This window comes from Caballeronia sp. 11_S32, assembly GCF_056930355.1.
This window is the reverse complement of sequence record NZ_JBXOWH010000006.1, coordinates 223,368-245,036: the sequence shown is the minus strand read 5'-3', so window position 1 is coordinate 245,036 and position 21,669 is coordinate 223,368. Positions and strand designations below refer to the sequence as shown.

Genomic DNA, 21,669 nt, shown 5'->3' with positions numbered 1-21,669 from the left:
GCCATGCTCAATGTGACGCCGATTCGCGGCAACAACCAGTATGCGGCCGCCCATTACTTCTCGTCGACCGATGACTACTACGCCAAGGAGAATCCCGGCGAGTGGCAGGGCGAAGGGGCGCGGCACCTCGGGCTCACAGGGCCAATCGAGCAGGCACAGCTCTCGCGCCTTTTGGACGGCCAGCTTCCTAACGGCGAGCGTATCCAGACGACGTTCGACCCCATCGACAGCAAAAAGCGCATGGGGCTCGACCTCACGTTCTCGGCGCCGAAGTCAGTGTCGATGCAAGCGCTCGTTGCCGGTGACCGCGAAGTGACCGCTGCGCACGATCGCGCCGTGACCCGCGCGCTCGAACAAGTCGAGCAACTGGCTGAGGCCCGCAAGAAGGTCAAGGGCAAGAGCTACCGTGAGCGCACGGGCAACATGACCATCGCCAAGTTCCGGCACGAGATGAGCCGGGCGAAAGATCCTCAGTTGCACACGCACTCGGTCGTGATGAACATGACGCGGCGCGCCGATGGTGCATGGCGCGCGCTCGCGAACGAGGATATTTTCCGCGTCCAGCATGAGGTCGATGCGATTTATAAGGCCGAGCTGGCAAAAGGCCTGCAGGCGGTCGGCTACTCGATCCGCCTGGTTGATGACAAAGGCAATTTTGAGTTAGCCCACATCAGCCGCGACCAGATCGAAGCGTTTTCAGCACGGAGCCGCGTGATTGAAGAGGCGTTGGCCAATGAGGGTAAGACGCGCGCGAGTGCGACCACGCTCGAAAAGCAGGTGATTGCACTCGCCACGCGCCCGCGCAAGGACGAGTCCGACCGTGAGATCGTGAAGCAATACTGGGTTGAGAAAAGCCGCGACCTCGGCATTGACTACGGTCCGAAATCACGGCTCGATGGACGCAGTTATGACGTGAACGGCGGGCGAGAGCACGCAGTACCTGGAGAGCCCAGCCATACGCGCGATGCAAAAGGCGACGGGGTGACCGGCAAGGTGAATGGGGAGGTGGCGAACTGGGCGAGCAGCGGGGCGAACGACGGCGTCGACGGTCACAGAGGACAGGTTTCTAAGGCCGGTGAGCGCGATCGTGTCGCCGCAACGAGTTTGCCGGCGAGCCTCACGCCTGCACAAGCGGTCGTGCAGTACGCTATCCACCATCTGACTGAACGTGAAGCCGTCGTGCGTGAGAGCGCGCTCATGGCGACTGCGCTGCGCCGAGCTGTCGGATTGGCAGGCCCCACCGACGTTCGCGCCGAAATCAAGCGATTGGTCCGACAGGGCGCGCTGATCGAGGCGGTGCCGGCCTATCGGATGGCCGAGCGCAAGGAGGGTCTCGCGCTCTCGGTTGCAGGCTGGAAGCGCTATCTGCAGGAGCTCAAGGGTTGGTCGAACAAGCAGGCGCAGCAGTATATTGCCAATGCGATCAAACTGGGCTCACTCGTGCCGGCCGAGAAGCGATACACGACGCAACAAGCGCTTGCTCGCGAAAAAGCTATTCTCGCGATCGAACGGACCGGACGTGGGGCCGTCGCACCGATTCTGGAAATTGCCGCCGTCAGATCGGCGCTTGAACATTCCACGCTGAATGCAGGGCAGCGTTCCGCTGTAGAAACGATCGTTGCCACGGGTAATCGCTTTGTGGGCATCCAGGGCGACGCCGGCACAGGGAAGACCTACACCATCAACCAGGCCGTTTCCCTCATCAAACAGGCGTCGGCCCAGACGATGCAACAAGGCTACCGTACCGTCGCGCTCGCGCCATATGGCAATCAGGTCAAGGCGCTTAAGAACGAAGGACTCGAAGCGCATACGCTCGCGAGTTTTCTTCGGTCGAAGGATAAGCCCGTTGACGGCAAGACGATCATCGTGTTGGACGAATCTGGCGTCGTCGGCGCTCGCCAAATGGAGCAGCTCATGCGATCGGTCGAGAGGGCCGGTGCGCGCATGGTGTTGATCGGAGACACTAAACAGACCGAGGCCATTGAGGCTGGCAAACCGTTTGCCCAGCTTCAACTCGATGGAATGCAGACCGCACGGATCAGTGAAATACAGCGACAGAAAGATCACGAGCTGAAGGTGGCGGTCGAGCACGCAGCAGAACAGCGTGTCGCCCAATCGCTCGCGCATCTCAAACACGTTGAGGAGCTGAAAGAGCCGACGGAGCGACACCGGGCGATTGTGAATGACTACATTGCCCTCACCGAAGCTGAGCGCCGCGACACACTGATTGTCGCCGGCACCAATGAAGCTCGACGCGAGATCAACAAGATGGTACGCGAGTCGCTGGCGCTCGCCGGCAACGGGCGGGAGTTTGAGACGCTGACTCGCGTAGACATGACGCAGGCGCAGCGTCGCTTTGCACCGAGCTATCAGCCCGGTATGGTGATTCAGCCCGAGAAGGACTACGTGAAAGCGAGGTTGGTGCGCGGCGAAACGTACCGCGTGACCGAAGCATTGCCCGGCAACGCATTGATTTTGTCTCGGCAAGATGGCACGACGGCGACGATCAATCCTCGTAAGGTGACGCAGCTGAGCGTCTATCGCCTTGAGCGGGCTGAGCTGTCGGTCGACGACACCGTGCGGATCAATCGGAACGATGCAGGTCGAGACCTCACCAATGGCGATCGCATGCGTGTGGCCGGCGTGATCGGCGGTGTGGTGACCCTCGAATCGGTCGAGCATCGAGACGGCCGCCCCGTGCGATCCATTGAGCTGCCGACCGGTCGACCGCTCCATCTTGAGCATGCGTATGCATCGACCGTCCATAGTTCACAGGGCTTGACCAACGACCGGACCTTGATCGCGCTCGACACCAAGAGCCGCACGACGTCCATGAATTTGTATTACGTCGCCATTAGTCGGGCGCGATACGAGGCGCGGGTCTACACGGACTCGGTCAAATCGCTGCCGGCGGCGATCGCACGTCGATTTGACAAGACGACGGCCTTGGCGATTCAGCGAGAGCGCGAACTGCAACGCCGCGGTGTGGGTACGCCGCCGGGAGGCGCGGCAGAGGGTAAGCAAGGGCTGCAACGTCAACTGCCCGAGGACCATCGCAGGCAGCCGACAAACGGTCGCAAGCCCTTGGATTACGGTCGATTCAGATAGGTCGCTTCGGTAACGAATGCGCGAAATGCGCGCTTATTTGTCGGTGTTGTCAGCGCTTTGGCGGCTACTCGTCACGCATCAGCCAGCATCCGCTAGCTTCAGCGGCTAGCCCTACGATCGGTCTGATGGCGTCCGTCCCAAATCGACCAACGCCCGCGAAATTGGCCCTATCATTCTCGCGCAGGCGATCGACATGGCGAAGATCACGAAAAACCCGATCCAACGTCCAGGGTCCGGCCAAGTGGCCAAGACAAGCACCAGGTTCGTTGCATACCACAGGAGAAAAAAGGCGACCGCCAAGTAGGCAATCAGATCAGCAAGACGGACAAGGGGTGGTCGGGTCATCGATCGTGCTCCGTTTGTAGATTGACGGTGCAACGGGAAGTTGAAGCAGCCCGGACTATTCTCGAACCAGCATCGCGCGCGGCACAGGCGGGCACACCGATGGGGCTCACCGACATGCGGGCTTACCGATATCCGAGCGGACACTGCTACCAACGCACGCGCTGTTGGTAGGTGTTGTCGATATAGACGTCGATGGCGCGCGGATTCTGCGGTGGTTGCCAGAGCACCTTGTCGAACACGTACACGGTGTAGATGTTGTCATAGCTGCCGGTCGTGTACGAGCCGATCGACTGACCGACACAGGCTCGCGCGCCCGCGGCATAGCCGTTACCGACCGATGACTCCGATAGTTCCGGTGGGGCACTCAGCGAGTATGTCCCGTCGCCGCCGAACCATCCTCCCTTGTTACCGCTCGATCTTCTTTGGCCCTCGACGACATAGGAGCCACGCTCGGCCGGCAGCAGCGGCGCCGGGCAAGGATCGTAGGGATCATTGACCTGACGGGCGTAGCTCGATCCGTCATTTCCATCAGCTTGATCGCATCTCGGAAACAGTCTTCCCTTGCTGAGGTCGTGGTAGAGCTGATTGATAGGAGGGACGCATTCGCCTACGCCTTTGGGGCCACCGTTCGATGCAGGATTGGCCAAGCACAGCAGCACCTTGCAACCGTACTCCGAGGCATGGGCCGGCACTGATGCGCCGAGGACGAGCAAGATAATCACGGCTCTTTTCATCGGTTTTCCTCCCGAAAGCGCTTCTCCCTTATGCGAGAGAAGCGTTAATTCACAAACTGCACGAACGGCGCAGCCTGCTGCGTAGTTGATGTCGCTGTACTAGTCGATGCCGATGTCGGTGATCGCTGGACGGAGACGGGCTGCGTCGCACGCGAAGCTGATGTAGTAGAGGGACGCGTCTGGCTGACTTTGTCCGCCGAGCCGTTGGCCGGCGTTGCCAACCGCACTCTGACCGCCGACTCGCTGTTGGCATTCTCGGCCGGTGAATCAGGGGGCTGGTCACGCTGCGACTGTCCGTCTGCAAACATCACCCATTGCGGCGTCACGGCCGTCCGCTTCGTTGGTTTCTGGGCTGCCGCGTGTTGCGGCGTAACGCGCGCATCGGCGCTGTCCGGCTTCACGGCCGGCACAACGGGAATGGGCTCGACTGTGTCTGTCGCGTTCGCCACCACCTTCTGCACGTAGCTGCGCTGACCCGCGCGATCTGGCCGAAAACCGCGCGTGAAGTTGCCGGAGTAATAGCAGCTGAAAGCAGCGCGCAGGGCTTGTTGTTCGTCTGGAACCCTTGCCCTCGCGCGCTGATAGCAATCTCGTAGAATCGCGCTGCCGGCCTTGAGATTGCGGCACGGCTCGAATATCGTCTCGTATCGCTCACCATATTTCGCGAGGTTGTAGCGATTGACCTGTCCGAGTCCCATCGAAAAATTGAAGCCCTGCCGCTCAAGCTCTCGCGCCGTCGCGACTGCTTCCGCCAGGTTGCGCGGCTGACGCTCAAGTCGGCCATCTACGACACCAATCACGAAGGGATTGCCAGCCGACTCGGTGCGCACCACACCCCTGAGTGTTGTCGGGTGAACACCCGGCGCGCATTCGGCTGCCAGCTTGTCGAACGGTAGAGAAGGGGCCGCTGTTTGGGCGCAGGCGAACCGGGCAAAAGCGAGCAACACCCCGGCCGCGGCGAGTACGGGTAGAGCGTCACGCGCCTGCATAAAGAATCTCCGATATATAGCGGCCGTTGCGCTCGGTGTATTTCCACTGCACGACGACGTCAATACGCCTTCTGACGCGCTCGATGATTTGCTCGCGGGTCATCGAGGTGTGCCCGTCCATCAGCTCGCCAAAGCGGTCATACATCTCGGCGGGTGAATCCGTGTGAATGGTCGTGAGCGAACCTTTGTGTCCCGTGTTGAGCATGTTCACGAATTCGACCGCCTCTTGTCCGCGGATCTCACCCATGATCACCCGATCAGGTGTGAGCCGCATGCACGAACGAAGCAGCGTGGTCGGCGTCACAGCCGCCTGCCCCGAGACTTGATGACGGGCATAGGACAGTCGCACGCAGTTCGGTTGGGCCGGCTCGATCTCGCGGGAGTCTTCAATGGTGACGATGCGTTCGTGCGCGGGTATCTCCTGTACCAGCGCGTTCAGGCATGTCGTCTTGCCGCAATACGTACCCGCGGAAATGACGATGTTTTTGTGGGCCAGCACCGCGCCGCGCAAGAACGCGTCCCACTGCCTCGCCCGATACATCTCCTGCAACCGTGCATCGGAATAGGGTTCATCGATCACATCGCCGTTCACGAATCGGAATGCACCCTGTTCCAGGTACTTCGGCAGACTCATCCGAACGAGCGACTGCTTGCGAATCGTCATCGCGATGGTCCCCTCCGGCACGACGGGCGGCAGGATCATTTCGGCCCGGTAGGTTCCTCGCTCGAAATCCGGAATCCCATCATCGAGATTAACCGGGATTTCGGCGGAGAGTATCGGGCTCTCTCGGTCGACTTCGAGGCTCTTGAAGGAAGCGGTGACATCGGCCAATGACGAAAGCAACTGATACGAGAGTCCCGGCACTTCGATCTTCTCGGCGTAGTAGGAGTCTTTCTTTCTCAGCCATAGCTCGCCCGGCTTGTTGACCTGAATCTCGGTGACTTCCTTGTCATCAAGATAGTCCGCCAGCAAAGAGAGCTTGGCCCGGAAGGAGGCAATCTGCGACATGTCTCCTCCTCACTGAATGAACGTCACGCCGTCAACGTGCTTCGCCGCGTCGATCTGGTCCTTGTAGATCGATGTGAAATCCAGATCCTTGTTCACATAGATACGTACGCGCGAGCCCGCTGGCACCGTGACGGTAGGTTGGATATTGATGTACGGAGAAAGCACTTGTTGCGATGACTGGGCTGCGGCTTGCTGCACCGACTGTCGGTATTGCGAGGCAGAGTTGTACTGATCGCCCGAACTCACACCGACATTCGACGCGCCGGCGCCGATGATCGACAGGAGCGCCGACATACCAAAAATCTCGGCAAAATGGGTGTCGACGATCCCGCCCATGCCGGCCGTACCGAGCTGATCGCTGCCCGCGCTGTCGATGGCAACCTGCACGCCGTCCGGCCGACGCAGCGTGTTCCACACGACGAAGAGACGATCCTGGCCCTTGCGCAGCTCGGCGTTATACGTGCCGCAAACTCGCGAGCCCCATGGAATCAGTTTGAGCCGACCCTGTGCGCCATACACATCGCGTTGCACAAGCGCGCACAGCTGACCCGGAAGATCGGAGATCGCCCGAGGTTCCAGGACCGCTTCGATAAACTCGCCCTGCAAAACCTTGTAGGGAAGATTGTCGATTTGGCTTGCCATGCTAACCGGCACAGCATTGCCGGTCACTGCACGGGCGAAGCGCGAATTGGCATCTTGCGGGCCTTGGTCGCCCGAGCCACCGCCGAGCATCCCGGCGCTTTGCCGCGCCTGACCGCCCGAATCGGGGCCAGCCTGTGTTTGAACGTCGGCAGGCTGATTCCCGCTGTTTGGGGGAATGATGGCCGACTTCATGCGAGCTTCGAGCAACCGTCGCGCTTGTTCGCGACGCTGCATCTCCATTTGCTCGCGCTGCGCCTTCATTGGATCGTCGGCCTGCACGGTGCTGGCCGGGGTTGCCGCGGGTGCGGCGGTGACGGCAGAGGCGCTGGCCGCCTCTTGATCCTTGAGCTTCGGGACAGGCTTCCGGTCCGGGATGGAAAGTTCGCTATTGGCTGCCGTCTTGGCCGAGTCATTGCCGCTATGCTTGACCAGCCACACCGCCACGATCGCGGCGGTCGCTATCGCTGCGATGGCAACACCGCCAAGTCGCTTCTTGCGGTTGTCGGCAACCATCGATGTGTTGGCCTGCTTTTCCCACTCCCGAACGGCTGCTTCGCGGTCCTCGGCGGGGTTAATGTTCGGATCCACCATATCAGTGCCCCTCGGCATTGAACGCTGAAGCGGTGCTCACGTCAGCACGGCGATAAGGATTCGCGTTGTTTTGTACGCAAAGATGGGCATTGCCGTTGCGGAGGGTAAAGAGGCTCGCTGTGCGCTTGACGACCATGTACGGGCCTTCCCGACGCAGACTCACTGCAGATTCGGTGCCGTCCGGACCCACCGTGTAGAACGACGGGATCTCAGCATTCTGGTCGAACAGGAAATAAGTGAACTGTCCATCGTCAAAAGCGCGTCTGAGGGGAATTGCAATCTTGTCTCCCGAAACACCATAGTCAATATTGAGCCGTGCAGGATCAATTCCATTGCTCGCACTACCGTCGGATCGAGCGGCGCCGGCAGAGCCGCCCATGCTCGCGTTCATGTTTGAGGTTGAATTCGGGTAAATGAAGCGCACGAGAAACGTCTGCGTCCTTCGCGCGTTTGAGCTCGTAAGCTTGAAGTAGTAGGTCCGCTTGTCGGTAACGACGGTCAGGTTGGTTGCCGCATTCGGCTCGACCGGCTTGATGAACAACCGATTTTGGTAAGGGACCGTTTGCCATGCGATCGAATCGCCCAGAGAGACCACCTTGACTACCTCGTCGTTGGCAAACTCAATGGAAGTCTGATATCCATACGTGCCCACCATCTCATAGACCTGATTTGGGTCATAGGGGACTTGCTTGACACGATCATCGGTCACAAGTGCGTGAGGCAACTTGGCTGCGAGTGACGGAACGGAGAACATCGGAGTCGTTGCGCTGATAAGGACTGCTACAGCGATAGGATCGAATTTGCGATTCATGGTCTGATTCCTTGCTCGAAGCGTGTTACTGGCGGCTCAACTCTTGATCTTTCCGATAACCCGTCGTGGCATAGCCAAGCGCGTTTTCCCAGCGGTCGCCCAATGCGAGCGGTTTGTACGTGAAGGTGTAGCGCACAAGCGCCGTGTAGTACTCGGTCTTCGTCGGGCTGCCGGGCTTTTCGATAATCGATTGGAACGAGACCTGATACGCATCCTTCCCGAGCGACGTGATGCCGGTGATCTTCGGATAGCGACGCCCGCCTTGGCCTAATTGGTAGTAGGGATTGTTTGCGTTGTCGGCGCTGGTCTCCGCGTCATATTGGGCGGCGACAGATTGTGTCGAATGCAGCCGACACAAATCGGCGAAGCGCTGCCGCCAGTCGGGGTCAAACGTATTGCAGTACATGATGAAGTCATATACCTGACTCTGGACGAAGCTCTCTTGCCCGGTGATCGTCTCCTTGTTGACCACCTGCTGTTTCACCACATGTCCGTTGGCGTCGAGCACCGATACGACAGGAACGACCGTGTGAATATTAGCGAGCACTGTGATCGCGCTCGCCATGCCGCCGACCACGAACAGAAGCAAGGCGATGAAAAGGTAAGCACGATTGCGCTCTTGTTTAAGCTTGTTTGAGCCACCAAGCTGCATACGTCGCGTTGACTCGTCGCCCGTGAAGGTCCCCTTTCCGAAGGGTTTCATTTCCCTACTCCTTTTGCAAGCGCCATTCGGGCTATCATCACCAAGGTGCCAGTAGATGAAGAGGCTCCTCCCGCTAGCGCTGACGCCCAGCTCCTAACCCCCAGCATGAACAGAATCAACACGCCCTCGACGATGACGAGCTGAGCAGTTTGCTCACTGGTTGCCAATCCATCTGATTGCGCCACCTTTCCCGCCGTGTCGATAGCGTCACCGAACGCGAGAAAGCCGAACCGAACTATCGCAATCACCAAGATGTACATCAAGCAGAACGTCAGCATCTTGCTCACCCAATTGATGAACCACTGCCGTGTCTCAGGAAACATCAGAAAGCCAATGAAAAGAGGGCATAGCACCATCGTGATCGCAAGTCCGAACTTGGCTATCGTCATGTAGACGAGAGCCAGCACGAACAGAACGCAATTCAACACGAATAAGAGAATGCCGTCGCATATCATCGCGAATTGATAGAAGTCCACGGAGCGAAGACGCTCCGACACTGCTTCCACGTTATTCCAAAGTGCGTCCAGCATTTGGGCTGTTGGTTTGCCGGCCATGACCGTAGCAGCAGCGCCCTCCATGAACGAAACAAACGCGGAATAGAGGGTCTGCGCAAATCCTCCCCAATTTAGCGTTCCGAACACAGCAACCGTCATCACGGCTTTTGCTAGGACGTCTTTCCACTGCATGGGCGCGTACCCTGCGTACACCTTGTAGCCAAACAGCGCCCAGTACAGCACGGCAGCGAAGTAGATCGGCGTTGATATGGCCGCCGAGATGGCTGGATACGTCTGCGCCAGGAATGACTCGGTAACGCCGTCCGCAGCACCAACCAAGCCTTGCAGAGACATGTCGGCCATGCTATTTAGCTCCCTTCACTTCGTGCCAGTGTGTCGCGACGCGCGAGTCGATGACTTCATCGCGACTCAATTGGTACCCTGTTGCCGTGGTAACACGCTTTCGTATCTCCGCGACGCAAAACGAAAAGTTGGATGCTTTAGGGTTAGCCTTCTCGAAGATAATTTCGCCACATCGAATTGGGTACGAAGGCACCCATCTTCCGAACTGATTTGAGTCGGCGGTCAGCAACGGATTGCCGGCTGGAACCACAAGCATGCGACCTTCTTTCGACGGTGGTGCAACTTCATTCGACATGCTCGCAGCTTGATCGGTTGGTTGCTTCGGAAAAAAGTAATAAACGGCTCCTCCGATGGCGATAACCAAGGTGGCCCCAGAAATCAGCATCCAGTGAAGATTGCGCATCAGTGTTACTCCTTCAGCTCCGCGTGTTGATCGACTCGAATTTGCACGCGCACGGTGACTTGTCGAGCTTGTTCGATGAGTTTGCGCATCCGTTCACGAAGGATATGGCGAGCAGTACGACGAACAAGCGCCATCCCCTCTTCGCAAGTTTCATCATTGGCCAGAAAAGAAGTAAAGCGGGAAGGAAAGCGAGGATTTTCATGACATTTCTCTCAGGGCTCTTGTCCTCTTGCGCGCGAGGACTGACTATTGGCCTGCGCGATGGAAATACTTCTGTGTCGCGGCTGTCGCTTGATTCTGCTGATTCACGAGGTTCGCTTGGAGATTCATGTTCATCGCGTTGAGCTTCGCCATAGCACTCGACAACATGCCGTTCTCGCTTGATATACGGTTCTGCAAATCTTGTGCGTCTTTGACGTTCGTTGTCGTATCGACCTGCTGACTCATCACGGATAGGTTGTTCAGGTGCGTCTGAACCTCTGAATACAACGAATCGCCGCCGGCCAACGCAGCACGGACGGAATCCGTGCTCATCTTGTACGACGTCGCATTTTGCGCATTGGGATTGGCAAATACGTCTTGCGGCATTGTGTTGATGAGCTTCTCGTAATAACTTTGCCTCGCGCCGAAGGTGCCACTCTGCTGTTGCGAGACGACCTCTTGCCAGGATCCCGGCACGACCGATGCTGCGTTGATCGACTGATTCAGGCCAATCGCACCACGACCGTAGCTTCCGGTCACCGCCGCGTATTGATCTTTGAGCGTTCTGTACTGGTCCTGCAGTTGCGAGAGCTGCTGCTCCAATTGCAGAAAGGTGGCAGCGTCAAACGTTGGAATACCCGTGGCGTAGATTGGCACCGAAACGCTGAGTGAGAAGCCTACAGCAATGGCAACAAGCGTAGTTTTCACGTTCACGCTCCTTCTTTCTTGAGGTTGTGCGTGTTTTCGGAGATCGCACGCTGCATAAAGACCGGCAACCACTTCTCCGGGTCGTCGGTTTCGAGCTCACTGATGATTTGCTCCATCAGCGCAACCCCCTTGTCGTTCGAGGAGAGCACCGGGATAAACTCGGGCATATCTGAGAGATCGAACTTGACTCGGATCGACTCATTACCACGTCGAATCAAAAACTTGAAGCTCTCGGGTGGTGTGTTGTGAACGAAATCGAACTCGCCGTCCGTGAGGCCAAGACGATCCACGAGATCGGTCTTGCTCGCCTCTCCGTTCGGGAGGTAGATCTTCGTTGCAGTCTGCTTCTGGATCGAATCGGTCTCGCTGTAAAGATATTTGGCGTCGGGCGTGACGAAGATGAGCAGCCCATTTTTGCGGCGGATCTGCATGATGTAGCTGTCAATCTTCTCTCGCCAATACGCGTGTTTGACGAGGTTCTGGCCTTCCTCCAGTACAAGGATGAACGGCTCGCCATTCATTGACTGTTCGATACGGTGAAACGGATAGCTCAAGACGACGGGCAGTTCGGGTCGAGCCACTCCGTCCTTGATGAGCTGCCGCATTTCGAAGCAGTAGTGCCGGCACTGCGTGACGTCGATGCTGTCGTGCTCGTTATCGAACACGCCCCAATTGGCGCCCGCTGAACCATTTGCGCCGTGCCAAATCCTCATGTCCTTCGCCAGTTCTCCCTGGCCGAAGCACCACGCCACATTACGCAAACGGCGATCTTGGAAAGGCAAGACGTCGTAGTTCTCACAGACAGCTCGTTTGAATCGCTCGATGTCGTCGGGCGTGAGCTTGCCGCCGTAGCACGTGCGCATCAGCGTCATCAGTTCAACGAGGTACGAACGGTTTTCGGGCGAGTCGGGTAGCTTGAAGGGGTTCCAGCCTGTGTTTCCCTGCACCGACAACGTGGTGTGAGGAGCGCCCATTGCGCGCATGAAAACCTTCGCGCCCTCGCGGTTGTCAAACCAGAAAACGCGCGGACGCGCCTTGTCAGCCATGGCGATCAGAGCCGACAGAAGGGTTGTTTTGCCTGCTCCGGTGTCCGCGGTCAAGGCCATGTGCCCCGCGACCATCCCTTCCATTTCTCGGTGGAAGTTGAAGTAATAGGCGGTACCACTCTCCGTCTCAAAGGGCATAATCGCCGGGCCCCACAGGTTGCCGTCGATCTTTCCAATCGCGTAGTTATGCAGTGATGCAAATCCCGCAAAGTTGCTGGACTTGATCTTGCCTCGCCGGCCGATGAAGTGCTGAGCTTGGCCTGGAAGCTGGGACCAGAAGAATGTCTCGACGGCGAACCATTCACGCACGGCCTTGACGCCAAGGTTCACGAACGATTTCTTCAGCAACGCGACCGCTTTATCGAGATCCGCAATCGTTTGCTTTTTGTTCTCAACAGGATCGGCGTGCTCTGTTGCGGCAGGCACATGGGCGAGAATCGTCAAGTGATGGAGGCCATTGACAGCTCGGCCGCTGGTTAGGTCGCGCAAGCCATCCGTGATTTCCTTCTTATCCTCCTCCGCACCACCTTCCCGGTCGTTGACCACGAGACGTCGTCGCTCCTGCTTCATATCGTGCTCGGCAGTGATACGGTCGCAGAAGAAAAACGACTGGGTGACGATGTATTCGACGGGTTGCTGCAAGAACTCGTCAAGCATGTGCGACGGCGTGCGTGCCGGCCATTCGGCCATGCTCAGCATTGCACCAGCGCGTGTTCCACTCAAGTTCTGCACGGACATCATGTTGCCGACCATCTTGAAATCGAGCCATGACACGGCAAGCGTACGGTCAAGCTGGATGTCTGTGACGGGTACGCGCTCGTCTTCCAGATTGATCAGGTAGTGGAAGAAGCCGGCAATCTCCGAATAGTCCTCACCGAGATGATCGTCGATGCGCTCGCGGTCGTAGACTTCACCCACGCCATATTGAGTCTGAAACGCTCCCCAGCTCAAATCGAATTGCTGGATGGCTGCTCGGGCGTCTGCCGCACTTATCTTCTCTGTCGTGAACGTTGGCCGACGCCGGATACGCAGTTTTCGCGCGCCATAGGCCGACAGGGTCTGCACAACAAGATTGGTGGCCTCGTTCAGAGCCTTTGCCTGTTCATCGAATGACTCGAGGTTTTCGGATGATAGCTTCGTACCAGACGCGAAGGAGAAGACTCGGTCGAGAATGCCCGGCGCGCCTTGTCGAAAGCGATTCTGAACGATGGTGATATAAATCTCGTTCACGTAGAAGGAACGCTTCTCATAGCGCTCGCGCCACGCGGCGTTAAAGCGCCGTGCGAACCACGTACCGCCATCTCCCGCCGGGTACTGATTGACCTTGCGGCGAATCAAGTGAACATAAATCCCGCGATCGCTGCTCGCGACCGAGCGCAGCACGGTATGGCGTACGCGCTCGTACTGCTTCTTCTGCGCCGCGTTGAGCGAGTCGTGGAACAGGCCGCCAAGCTTAATGACCTGCATAACCCCGCCATCTTTCGTGAGGACGCTGTAGTCGTCATAGTGCACAGTGATCGGGATCATGTCACTTGCCGCCATTTCTTTGGCGTCGACGGCTGCCCCGTTGGGCAACGGCATCGACAGCGACATGTCGAACATCTCTTTCAGAATGTCAGCGGGGCGCATAGCGTCGGCATCTCCAGAAGCGCTTGTTCGGACATACCTTTAGATGCGTTGCGGCAGCCAAAATGTCGAACAAGTAAACGTCTTTGAGGCAGATTAGATAACTAGCGAGCAGCAAGAAGGGGATGGCCATGGCCGGAAGCACTGACCGCACGATCATCGCGGCCATGCCAGGAATGTAGAAGCTCAACGCCAGACTCGCGAGCGTCAACCCGCCGACCATCGTTGGGCGGGTCATGGCTACAACCAGCGTTTCCCCCTCGTCGTCGTGGAGCCTTTCGCTCACACTCATACGATCGTTCCGGCCGAGCGCGCCTTGAGATCAGAGACGATGTTCGGCGCAAAGAAGACAAGTCCAATTCCGAGCCCCCAGCCGCCGAGCGTCATGAGGTCGATGCGTCCCGTCTTCCAGCGGTATCCTTGGATCGCCAAGGTGATGATGCCGATGTAGTAGCCCCACTCATAGATGAGCAGTTGTGTGACGGATCGTAAAAAGGCAGTGATCCCGCCAAATGTTCCGGATGCGTCTTGCGCGTGTGCGAGCTGCGGAAGGAGGAGGAGGGCGATGACGCAAGCGTTAGCCGTCAAGTCGAGAATCATGTCCAGTCGATCTGCCTTCTGGATACGAGATGATTGGTCGGAGTTCTGAACTTGCATCTTTCGCCCTCTCATGAGTTGAACCTTAGGGTTCGTTGGTTTTTAGGCACTCTCAGTCGCTGATATGCAGTACTAATATTAAAAATTTGATATTTCTATATCGGAAAATATGGTTAGTCGGGTTTTGTTAGATCGAGCGCGAGCTTTTCGTCGAGCTGCGAGTGAGATGTTTCCCGCATGCGGATTTTGAGCTCAACGACCAGTTGGGCGTTTCGAGACCGCTCTTCGGCTTTCGCGCGCGAACTGAGCCATTCGTTAAGCTCCTTGGGAATTCGATACTGCGATCGAATAGATTCGCCCATTCTTTCTCCTCTCAGTTTGTCACTATCAAGTGACTTGTAGTCACTATACGTTAGTGTCTGGGTAGTGTCAAATTTAACTATGGAAGATACCCATCGCTCTCAATATCGCTTGCCTTGGCCGCTGTACGAAGAGCTCAAGGCCGCGGCGGAAAAAAACCGCCGCCCGTTGAATGCCGAGCTCATCGCTCGGCTGGAATCAACGTTCCCGCAGTTGACGGTGAATGCTGGCGCAGATCTAACGGCCCTGCACCTCACTATTTCTCGAATGTCTCTGGCGGAACTCATGACGCCAGCCGAGATCACGATGTTTGCGCAACGGATGTTGGAAATTGCGCAGCAAAGAGGTGGCATCGATGAAGCACCTCAATAGTGCCTATAATCAGACAAAAGCTCGAAATTGTTCGTAATGTAGTGCCACTTTCTTTGTAAGAATTTGTGTCATTGGGATGTGTAGGGACCGTAGGCGCGCATCCGGCCGCTAGAGGGATGAGTGGAAGGATCTCAGAAGCGTGCTGAGCGTGCATAGCAGGGCACCTATGGACGCGTTGATGGTTACATGGGAACGCCGATGTCAGAGTTGTACCCGGTGGTTGCTAGCATGTTCAAGAGCTTGACTCTGCGCACGAAAACCACTAGGGGAACGGGCTGATGCAGTGGGAGCGATCTGCGACACTGCCTGCTAAATCTGTGATACGCCGCAATTGCAATGGACGGTACCGATGCCGTGGGTCTGATGCTAAACAGCGAGCAGAAATCTCTGACCAAAGTTGCGATGCCTACGTGTTTGCGTGAAGCAGCGTCATGCCGAACCTGCCATCGACTGTCACGGACGGCTGCCAGGTTTCGTGGCGCGCAGCGGGGATGCGCGCCCGCTGCGCGCGAAGCGTTCGAGTCTTTCGCGTGCGCCAATATGAATATGCCGCGGCGCGTGCACGAGTTGACGATCAGACTCACGCAGCACCGCCTCGAAAAGTGGAAGGTCCTCGGCATCCAGCATCCAGGCACGCCCGCTCTCGGCGCGTTCGAGACTGCGTTCAATGGCGGCCTCGACCCGCGCGTAAATCAACCATCCGTGTCGCCAAAGCCAGCGTCCTGAACGTAGAAGCTGAGGTAGACGAGCCGAATCAGTTCGTTGAAAAGGTACGCGGAGCCGGCGCCGCTTCTGCAGGCGACGAAGCCCAAATGGTTCGCCAGGGAGATTTCCCGCGCCGCGCACTCGGGCATCGGAAGCAGCATGGCTTTCGTGAGTGGCTTTCGCGACGGCGCGGGAGAACCGGAGGAGGGGCGGCGGCGAGACGGCATGCGGCGAAGGACATCGAGAGGGTTTCCGCGTCATGCGGTGGTCAAAGCATCGTATCGGTTGCTCAAGGGCAGGTCTGTGGCCCTTGCCGCGCTGGCGCCGGAGGATAAGACGGACAGGCTCGTTTGCTGCATCGCAGCAATTCATGCTATGATTTTAGGCAGCGCTCCCATTGCACCGTCTCTTGATTGCGCCATTTCATCCGGCCTGCTCGCGTAAGCGGGCCGCGTCCCCGCTCGTTGCGATACCCCAAAGTCGCGTCCGCCTTCAGCCCTTGAACGTTCGTGACGCGCCGGCCGTGATCCGTCAGCCGCCGGTCTCGCCATCGCCGAGCACACCTGCCAAGGAGAATGCATGACAAGTCTTGATCGTGAGGTTTCCGGGTCTGCTACAACTTCACTCGTGCCGAAGGCCCCAGGTCGGCGTGGGCCGAAGGCCAAGGCGGCTGCATTGCTGCTGCCGATGGACACGGTGTCCTCAGCGGTACAGGACGAAGAGCGGCAGCGCCAGATGCGCGCGTTGATCCAGTTGGGCAAGACGCGCGGCTACCTGACTCACGCGGAAATCAACGATCACTTGCCGGACAACTTCGCGCAGACCGCTGCGATTGAAACCATTGTCAGCACCTTCAACGATATGGGGGTGACGGTTTATGAGCAGACACCGGATGCCGAGACGCTGCTCCTGAACGACGCGACACCGGCCGCGATGTCGGACGATCAGACTGACGAGGAAGCAGAAGTCACGCTCGCCACGGTGGATTCTGAGTTCGGCCGCACCACCGATCCCGTGCGGATGTACATGCGGGAAATGGGCGGGACGGAGTTGCTAACGCGCGCGGGTGAAGTTGAGATTGCGAAACGCATCGAAGACGGCCTTCACGAGATGATTCACGCGATTGCCGCCTGTCCGGCGACCATCTCCACGATTCTTTCAAGTGTGGAGCAAATTGAGGCGGGTGAACTGCGCATCGACGAATTGGTTGACGGTCTCAATGAAGGCGCGGCCACGGCCCAAGCGCTGGTCTCCGACTCATCTGATTCGGCTGAGCTCGACGCGGACGACGCCGACAGCGACGATGGCAACGACGTCGAGGAGGGGGCCGGCGACGAGGAGGGCGGCGACGGTGAGGGCGGTGATACGGACGACGAACGCGGCGCGAAGGAGCAAGGGGATTCTGCCAAGGCAAACGAAGCACGTCTGAAAAAGTTGATGAGTGAGAGCCTTGCCATCTTTGCGCGCGTGCGCGAGTTGTTCGCTCAGCTTCCGCGCGCCGATGCGACGCAAGACTCGGACGGGGTGGTCTTCGCACAGGTATGTGAGGCGATGCAGCGCGAACTGGCGCCGATTCGCTTCACGGCGCGAACCATCGATCGGCTATGCGCGCAGGTGCAGCAGCAGGTCGCGCAGGTGCGCGCGATCGAGCGCCGTGTTTTGCAGATTGCCGTAGGCCGATGTGGGATGCCGCGCGAGAAGTTTGTCGAGTCCTTTCCGGGGCATGAAACCGACCTTGGCTGGACCGAACGCATGGCCACGGCATCGAACAAGTATGGCGCTGCGCTTGAGCGCAGTCTGCCGGCAATTCAGGCGGAGCAGGAAAAACTGATCGAGATCGAAGCGGCCGCCGCTCTGCCGTTGCAGCAGTTGAAGAGAATCAACCGGCAGATGATGGCGGCTGAATCGAAAATGCGGCAGGCAAAGGGCGAGATGATCGAAGCCAACCTGCGCCTGGTGATCTCCATCGCGAAGAAGTACGTGAACCGCGGCATGCATTTCCTGGATCTGATTCAGGAAGGCAATATTGGCCTGATGAAAGCCGTCGACAAATTCGAATATCGACGCGGCTGGAAGTTTTCCACCTACGCGACCTGGTGGGTGCGGCAAGCGGTGACGCGCTCGCTTGCGGACCAGGCGCGCACGATTCGTGTGCCGGTGCACATGATCGAATCGATCAACAAGCTCAATCGGATTTCGCGCGAGATTCTGCAGCACACGGGGCAGGAGGCGCATCCTGCAGTGCTAGCGGAGCGTATGGAACTGACCGAAGAGAAGGTTCGCGGCATGTTGAAGGTGGCCAAGCAACCGGTGTCACTCGAGATGCCGGTGGGCGAGGACGCGGACGCGACGCTTGGCGACATGATCGAAGATCCGATGGCGGCTTCCCCCGCTGATGCGGCCGTGCATGCGAACCTGCGCGCCGCGATCGACGAGGCGCTCGATGGGTTGTCGCCGCGTGAAGCGAAGGTACTACGGATGCGTTTTGGAATCGATACGCCGTCCGACTTCACGCTTGACGAGCTGGGCAAACAATTCGACGTGACGCGCGAACGAATCCGGCAGATCGAAAGCAAGGCGATGCGAAAGCTGATGCAGCCGAATCGCGCAGACAAGCTCCGACAGTTTCTTGACCATTGAGTCACGGGCTGGCGTGTCGATACCCAATCGATACGGCAGCTTGAACCGCGAGTCAGCGCGATGCGGCCAGCGGCGCGGGTCGGATGGGACAAGCACGCGCTCTTGCTGAATCGTCGCTCAAAAAACGCGGACGGGTCGCTGGGGGAAGGCCGCGCGCCAGGCGCGCCGCGTCTCCGCCCGATAGGGTTGGCAACGGGCCCCGGCGTTACAGCAGAATCGCTTGCTGCAAAAGCTCCAGCGCTTTCAACTCGTCCAATCGACCGGTGCGTGCTTTCCCTGCAAGCGTCTTGAGCAAGGCTTCCGCGATGGGTTCAATACCGTCAAGATTGTTCAGACTGGTCGAGGAAGCGGACGAGAGCGACACGGCTTTTACCTGGGTGAGGGTGGAGGCGGACGGCGGCTCAATCGTTGTCGGTGAGGCGGGTGGCAAATGCCGCTCGCTTCCGTCAAGTGAGTGGCCACCCAACTCGCTAGGAGCAGCACTGTCCTGATCCGGCCGCCCGACGGCGATGGTCTCTTCCTCTCGCGGAACATTTGCCAACGCAGTTAAGCTTTGCGTATCGCCCAAGTCGTTCAGATGAGGGCCTCCCGGGCGCGCCTTCGCTGCGGCGCGCTTTCTGGGTTCGTTGCTCTGAGCTGCGAGCGCAGGCGGCTCATCGTGTTGAACGGATGCGCGGCCACGCGCAGCAGGGGTGAGCAAACGTGACACCGACTCCGGAATCTCGACTTCCGAGCGCGGCGTGTCGAGCCAGCCGGCCGGCAAGCCAAGGCGCTCTGTAAAGCGGCTTGCTTCGACATCGTCCATGCGTTTCTTGCCATGTAGCCGATGGGCCATGTTGGACCCGCTCAGCGCCATGACCACGGCAAGTCTTACTTTAGATCCGTTTCGAGCCGTCAGAACGTGAAGATTCGCGCGTCGAATGGTTTCGAGATCGGCGCCGTCGGTCAAGGGCAGCGCGTGTTGCTGAGTCGATTTTTGGGATGTTTTGGATTTAAAAGGCGCACCCTTGACGGTAGCACCCCGACTCGGTTGCTTGGCCACCTCGCGCTCATTATTCTTGTGAGCCATGGGCGAGCCGCCCGCTGGTTTTTTTGGCATTTCGGCTTCCTCGGACCGTCGAATTTCAAGAGCGGGTTGCTGGCCGACGTTGGCGGCTGTAGCAGGCTTAGCGATGTCAGACTCCGCTTCCACCTCCTCGTCCGTTTGAACGAAGTCGAGCGGTGACTTCAGGCGAGTAATCGTCTCGGGCGTGAGCGCGGGATGCGGCTGATCAAAAAAGCCGTGTGGCAAGCCGAGCGTGGTTTCCATGTGAAAGGCAGTCTCGGGCGTGAACCTTTCACCCTTCAAGAGTTCGGCCACGCGCGTCATGCTGGAATCCAGCGCTAACGCGATATTCTCGGCGCCCACTGCATCGACCAGAAACTGGAATGAACGCGTTTTGAAGATTGAGGCTGTCTGAGCAGTGTCTCGAGCAGGCGCCTTCGCATACGACTGTCTCGGCCGGTTGGATGAAGACGATTTGTTCACATGGCCAGGCTGGCGCTGGCCGCCGTCTCGAGATCCCGCATATCGGCCGCGGGGTTGACTCATAGGGTAGGGCTCCCTGCAATCGTTGATATGCTGACTTCAAGATTATAGTCGAGGTGCTATCAGTGTTTGATTACAGGCAAACGCAAACGTGCACCTCCTGAAGTCGCCAGCCGCGTGGTCGGCTGCGGTGCACGGTAAGAGAAGGATCAATAGTTGGGAAATGGGCCACTCAAAGAATTCTTCAACATGGCGGAATATTTGTTTCGAATGACTAACCAAATAACGTGACCGGCTGCACGCCAGTATGGATGACTGCGCCCGAGGTCGTACTTAATCGGTATGACGCGAACAAGGCGGGACGGGCGTTTTCTGCACAAGAACGGTATGCGAGCGGCAACCGCAACGGCGAGAGCCTGACCAATGCGCAGGACGTCGTTTTCGAGCAGCATGGTCCCGATCAGCTTCTCAGAGACTGGCCGGACCTCTATATCGCGGGACCCGGCTACGAGTCCCCGGCGAAGAGAATCATGCACCTCAAGAAGGGCGGCGACTAAGGGTTGGTCGGAAACTTCTACGACATAGTCGCAAGCCGTTTCGCTCTTGCACCAGAATACGACGGCGACGGCGGGAAGAAGACCGGCCTACCCGCGCAACGTACAGAGACGATGGTGGAGGCGGCACACCAACGCCGTCGAAGTCACAGACGCAACTAATGGTCGTTCTGGCGATTTACCTTGAAGGTGAGAACGACCGACGCCTCAAACGTTGCCGCACCGATGGCCTTCACAGAGGCGGTCGCCATCGGACCTTCAAGACGTGTCCTGCTATTGGTCGAGAGTAAATTAGATTACCTAAACGAAGCTTCTGAGAAGTTGTCCCGATGCGACAAAAGCCGACGCTGAAAACCTTCAGCGTCCGAGCATCGTCAGCGCTCCGAGTGAGCCAAAAATTTACCCGATGTCGGGCGGCCGCGAGCACGGCGACGTGAAGTCGAGCGGCATCGCCCGTCCGGAGCAACGCTGCGAGGCGTACTGCAGGCTCGCGGACCGCTCCCAGCCCCTGAATGGTAGACAGCGCATCACTAGGTCGCGGTCGCGCTCGACCGACAACGAGCCGTGTACGTTCTGAAGCTCGTTAGGAGATCGACAGTTCTCAGAACGCAAGCACCGTGGGCTGGAATTCGCCAGGATTCATTCGCTGGTCACAATCCCCGTATCAGCAGATGTGAAGGATTGAACGGCACACAAGGCCACGGCACTGGTCTTACGAAGAGCAACGTTTCACGATCCTAGTCGCAAAACAAGAAGAACCGACAAGAGAAGCTTGAGGAGGCCGTATCCCGTCATGCCGATTAGACACGCGCCGACGAGCGTAAAGCCAAGGCCTATGAACCGTTCGGTCATGGAGATTTTCATAACCCGCCTTCCTACGCTGGACGCGAGTACCAAGCTTAGTACTAAAACAAGAGTCGAGTTCTAGCGCTACTGGTTCGTGGCGATCGCAAGGCGGGCCGAGTTCGTCGCAAGCGGCGGCGTAAGGGCTTGGAACGACGAGAAGTTGAATGCGTGATGATGTAAATATATGTATAAACGCGCCGCGCTCGTGTCGTTGACCTCCTGCTTCGCCGACACGATCTTCAGCAGCGTGCTCGGCATGAGTGCGGACATCAGGCGGCGCCTCTGGGTCTAACT

21 protein-coding genes are annotated in these 21,669 nt (G+C 58.2%); 4 read left to right on the top strand and 17 right to left on the bottom strand.

Translation table 11 applies throughout. The features are described 5' to 3' along the window. The first annotated feature begins 3 nt into the window (after positions 1-3). Positions 4-3,108 (top strand): MobF family relaxase, encoded by a 3,105-nt coding sequence (gene mobF, locus AC1Z32_RS39880; RefSeq protein ID WP_483484363.1) that lies wholly within the window; start codon positions 4-6, stop codon positions 3,106-3,108. A gap of 491 nt (positions 3,109-3,599) precedes the next feature. Here the strand turns inward: mobF and AC1Z32_RS39875 are convergent, their stop codons facing one another. The 13 genes from AC1Z32_RS39875 to AC1Z32_RS39815 all read right to left on the bottom strand — a co-directional run bounded on the left by AC1Z32_RS39875 (position 3,600) and on the right by AC1Z32_RS39815 (position 14,732). Next, entirely contained in the window at positions 3,600-4,187 is a 588-nt protein-coding gene (locus AC1Z32_RS39875) for a hypothetical protein (RefSeq protein ID WP_483484362.1), read from the bottom strand. A 44-nt stretch (positions 4,188-4,231) separates the two neighbouring features. Next, positions 4,232-5,176 carry a lytic transglycosylase domain-containing protein gene (locus tag AC1Z32_RS39870; protein WP_483484361.1) on the bottom strand — a complete coding sequence of 315 codons (945 nt, stop codon included), beginning with the start codon at positions 5,174-5,176 and terminating at the stop codon, positions 4,232-4,234. Then, a complete protein-coding gene (virB11, locus tag AC1Z32_RS39865) occupies positions 5,163-6,185 on the bottom strand; it encodes a P-type DNA transfer ATPase VirB11 (protein WP_483484360.1) in 1,023 nt (340 codons plus the stop codon). Before virB11 ends, AC1Z32_RS39870 begins: the two co-directional genes overlap by 14 nt. Positions 6,186-6,194: 9 nt before the next feature. Beyond that, positions 6,195-7,418 (bottom strand): TrbI/VirB10 family protein, encoded by a 1,224-nt coding sequence (locus tag AC1Z32_RS39860; RefSeq protein ID WP_483484359.1) that lies wholly within the window; start codon positions 7,416-7,418, stop codon positions 6,195-6,197. A 1-nt stretch (position 7,419) separates the two neighbouring features. Then, positions 7,420-8,229 (bottom strand): P-type conjugative transfer protein VirB9, encoded by an 810-nt coding sequence (virB9, locus tag AC1Z32_RS39855; protein ID WP_483484358.1) that lies wholly within the window; start codon positions 8,227-8,229, stop codon positions 7,420-7,422. Between the two features lie 25 nt (positions 8,230-8,254). After that, on the bottom strand, positions 8,255-8,932 hold the full coding sequence (locus tag AC1Z32_RS39850) for a VirB8/TrbF family protein (protein ID WP_483484357.1): 678 nt from the start codon (positions 8,930-8,932) through the stop codon (positions 8,255-8,257). After that, complete coding sequence (locus tag AC1Z32_RS39845; RefSeq protein ID WP_483484356.1) at positions 8,929-9,789, bottom strand: TrbL/VirB6 family protein; 861 nt, start codon at positions 9,787-9,789, stop codon at positions 8,929-8,931. The genes AC1Z32_RS39850 and AC1Z32_RS39845 overlap by 4 nt, the downstream gene beginning before the upstream one ends. A 1-nt stretch (position 9,790) precedes the next feature. Beyond that, complete coding sequence (locus AC1Z32_RS39840) at positions 9,791-10,192, bottom strand: hypothetical protein (protein WP_483484355.1); 402 nt, start codon at positions 10,190-10,192, stop codon at positions 9,791-9,793. Between the two features lie 246 nt (positions 10,193-10,438). After that, positions 10,439-11,107 carry a TrbJ/VirB5 family protein gene (locus AC1Z32_RS39835; protein ID WP_483484353.1) on the bottom strand — a complete coding sequence of 223 codons (669 nt, stop codon included), beginning with the start codon at positions 11,105-11,107 and terminating at the stop codon, positions 10,439-10,441. Next, a complete protein-coding gene (locus tag AC1Z32_RS39830) occupies positions 11,104-13,776 on the bottom strand; it encodes a VirB4 family type IV secretion/conjugal transfer ATPase (protein WP_483484352.1) in 2,673 nt (890 codons plus the stop codon). The genes AC1Z32_RS39835 and AC1Z32_RS39830 overlap by 4 nt, the downstream gene beginning before the upstream one ends. Further along, positions 13,763-14,065 carry a VirB3 family type IV secretion system protein gene (locus tag AC1Z32_RS39825; RefSeq protein ID WP_250469963.1) on the bottom strand — a complete coding sequence of 101 codons (303 nt, stop codon included), beginning with the start codon at positions 14,063-14,065 and terminating at the stop codon, positions 13,763-13,765. Before AC1Z32_RS39825 ends, AC1Z32_RS39830 begins: the two co-directional genes overlap by 14 nt. Then, positions 14,062-14,430: a TrbC/VirB2 family protein gene (locus tag AC1Z32_RS39820; RefSeq protein WP_483484351.1), complete on the bottom strand. Its 369-nt coding sequence runs from the start codon at positions 14,428-14,430 to the stop codon at positions 14,062-14,064. The genes AC1Z32_RS39825 and AC1Z32_RS39820 overlap by 4 nt, the downstream gene beginning before the upstream one ends. A gap of 113 nt (positions 14,431-14,543) precedes the next feature. Next, positions 14,544-14,732, bottom strand: a complete 189-nt coding sequence (locus tag AC1Z32_RS39815; RefSeq protein WP_483484350.1) for a hypothetical protein — start codon at positions 14,730-14,732, stop codon at positions 14,544-14,546. A 79-nt stretch (positions 14,733-14,811) separates the two neighbouring features. Here AC1Z32_RS39815 and AC1Z32_RS39810 point away from each other — a divergent pair, with 79 nt between their 5' ends. Next, positions 14,812-15,102 carry an Arc family DNA-binding protein gene (locus tag AC1Z32_RS39810; RefSeq protein WP_483484349.1) on the top strand — a complete coding sequence of 97 codons (291 nt, stop codon included), beginning with the start codon at positions 14,812-14,814 and terminating at the stop codon, positions 15,100-15,102. A 453-nt stretch (positions 15,103-15,555) separates the two neighbouring features. On the opposite strand, the gene AC1Z32_RS39805 is transcribed toward AC1Z32_RS39810, so the two are convergent. Next, entirely contained in the window at positions 15,556-15,798 is a 243-nt protein-coding gene (locus AC1Z32_RS39805) for a hypothetical protein (protein ID WP_483484348.1), read from the bottom strand. Next, on the bottom strand, positions 15,795-15,968 hold the full coding sequence (locus tag AC1Z32_RS39800; protein ID WP_483484347.1) for a hypothetical protein: 174 nt from the start codon (positions 15,966-15,968) through the stop codon (positions 15,795-15,797). The genes AC1Z32_RS39805 and AC1Z32_RS39800 overlap by 4 nt, the downstream gene beginning before the upstream one ends. Positions 15,969-16,386: 418 nt before the next feature. Here AC1Z32_RS39800 and rpoD point away from each other — a divergent pair, with 418 nt between their 5' ends. Continuing rightward, entirely contained in the window at positions 16,387-18,447 is a 2,061-nt protein-coding gene (rpoD, locus tag AC1Z32_RS39795) for an RNA polymerase sigma factor RpoD (RefSeq protein ID WP_483484346.1), read from the top strand. A 205-nt stretch (positions 18,448-18,652) separates the two neighbouring features. On the opposite strand, the gene AC1Z32_RS39790 is transcribed toward rpoD, so the two are convergent. Then, positions 18,653-20,038 carry a hypothetical protein gene (locus tag AC1Z32_RS39790; protein WP_483484345.1) on the bottom strand — a complete coding sequence of 462 codons (1,386 nt, stop codon included), beginning with the start codon at positions 20,036-20,038 and terminating at the stop codon, positions 18,653-18,655. Between the two features lie 248 nt (positions 20,039-20,286). On the opposite strand from AC1Z32_RS39790, the gene AC1Z32_RS39785 reads away from it, so the two are divergent. Further along, on the top strand, positions 20,287-20,532 hold the full coding sequence (locus AC1Z32_RS39785) for a hypothetical protein (protein ID WP_483484344.1): 246 nt from the start codon (positions 20,287-20,289) through the stop codon (positions 20,530-20,532). Between the two features lie 927 nt (positions 20,533-21,459). Here the strand turns inward: AC1Z32_RS39785 and AC1Z32_RS39780 are convergent. After that, positions 21,460-21,645, bottom strand: a complete 186-nt coding sequence (locus AC1Z32_RS39780) for a hypothetical protein (protein WP_483484343.1) — start codon at positions 21,643-21,645, stop codon at positions 21,460-21,462. Positions 21,646-21,669: the final 24 nt, after the last annotated feature.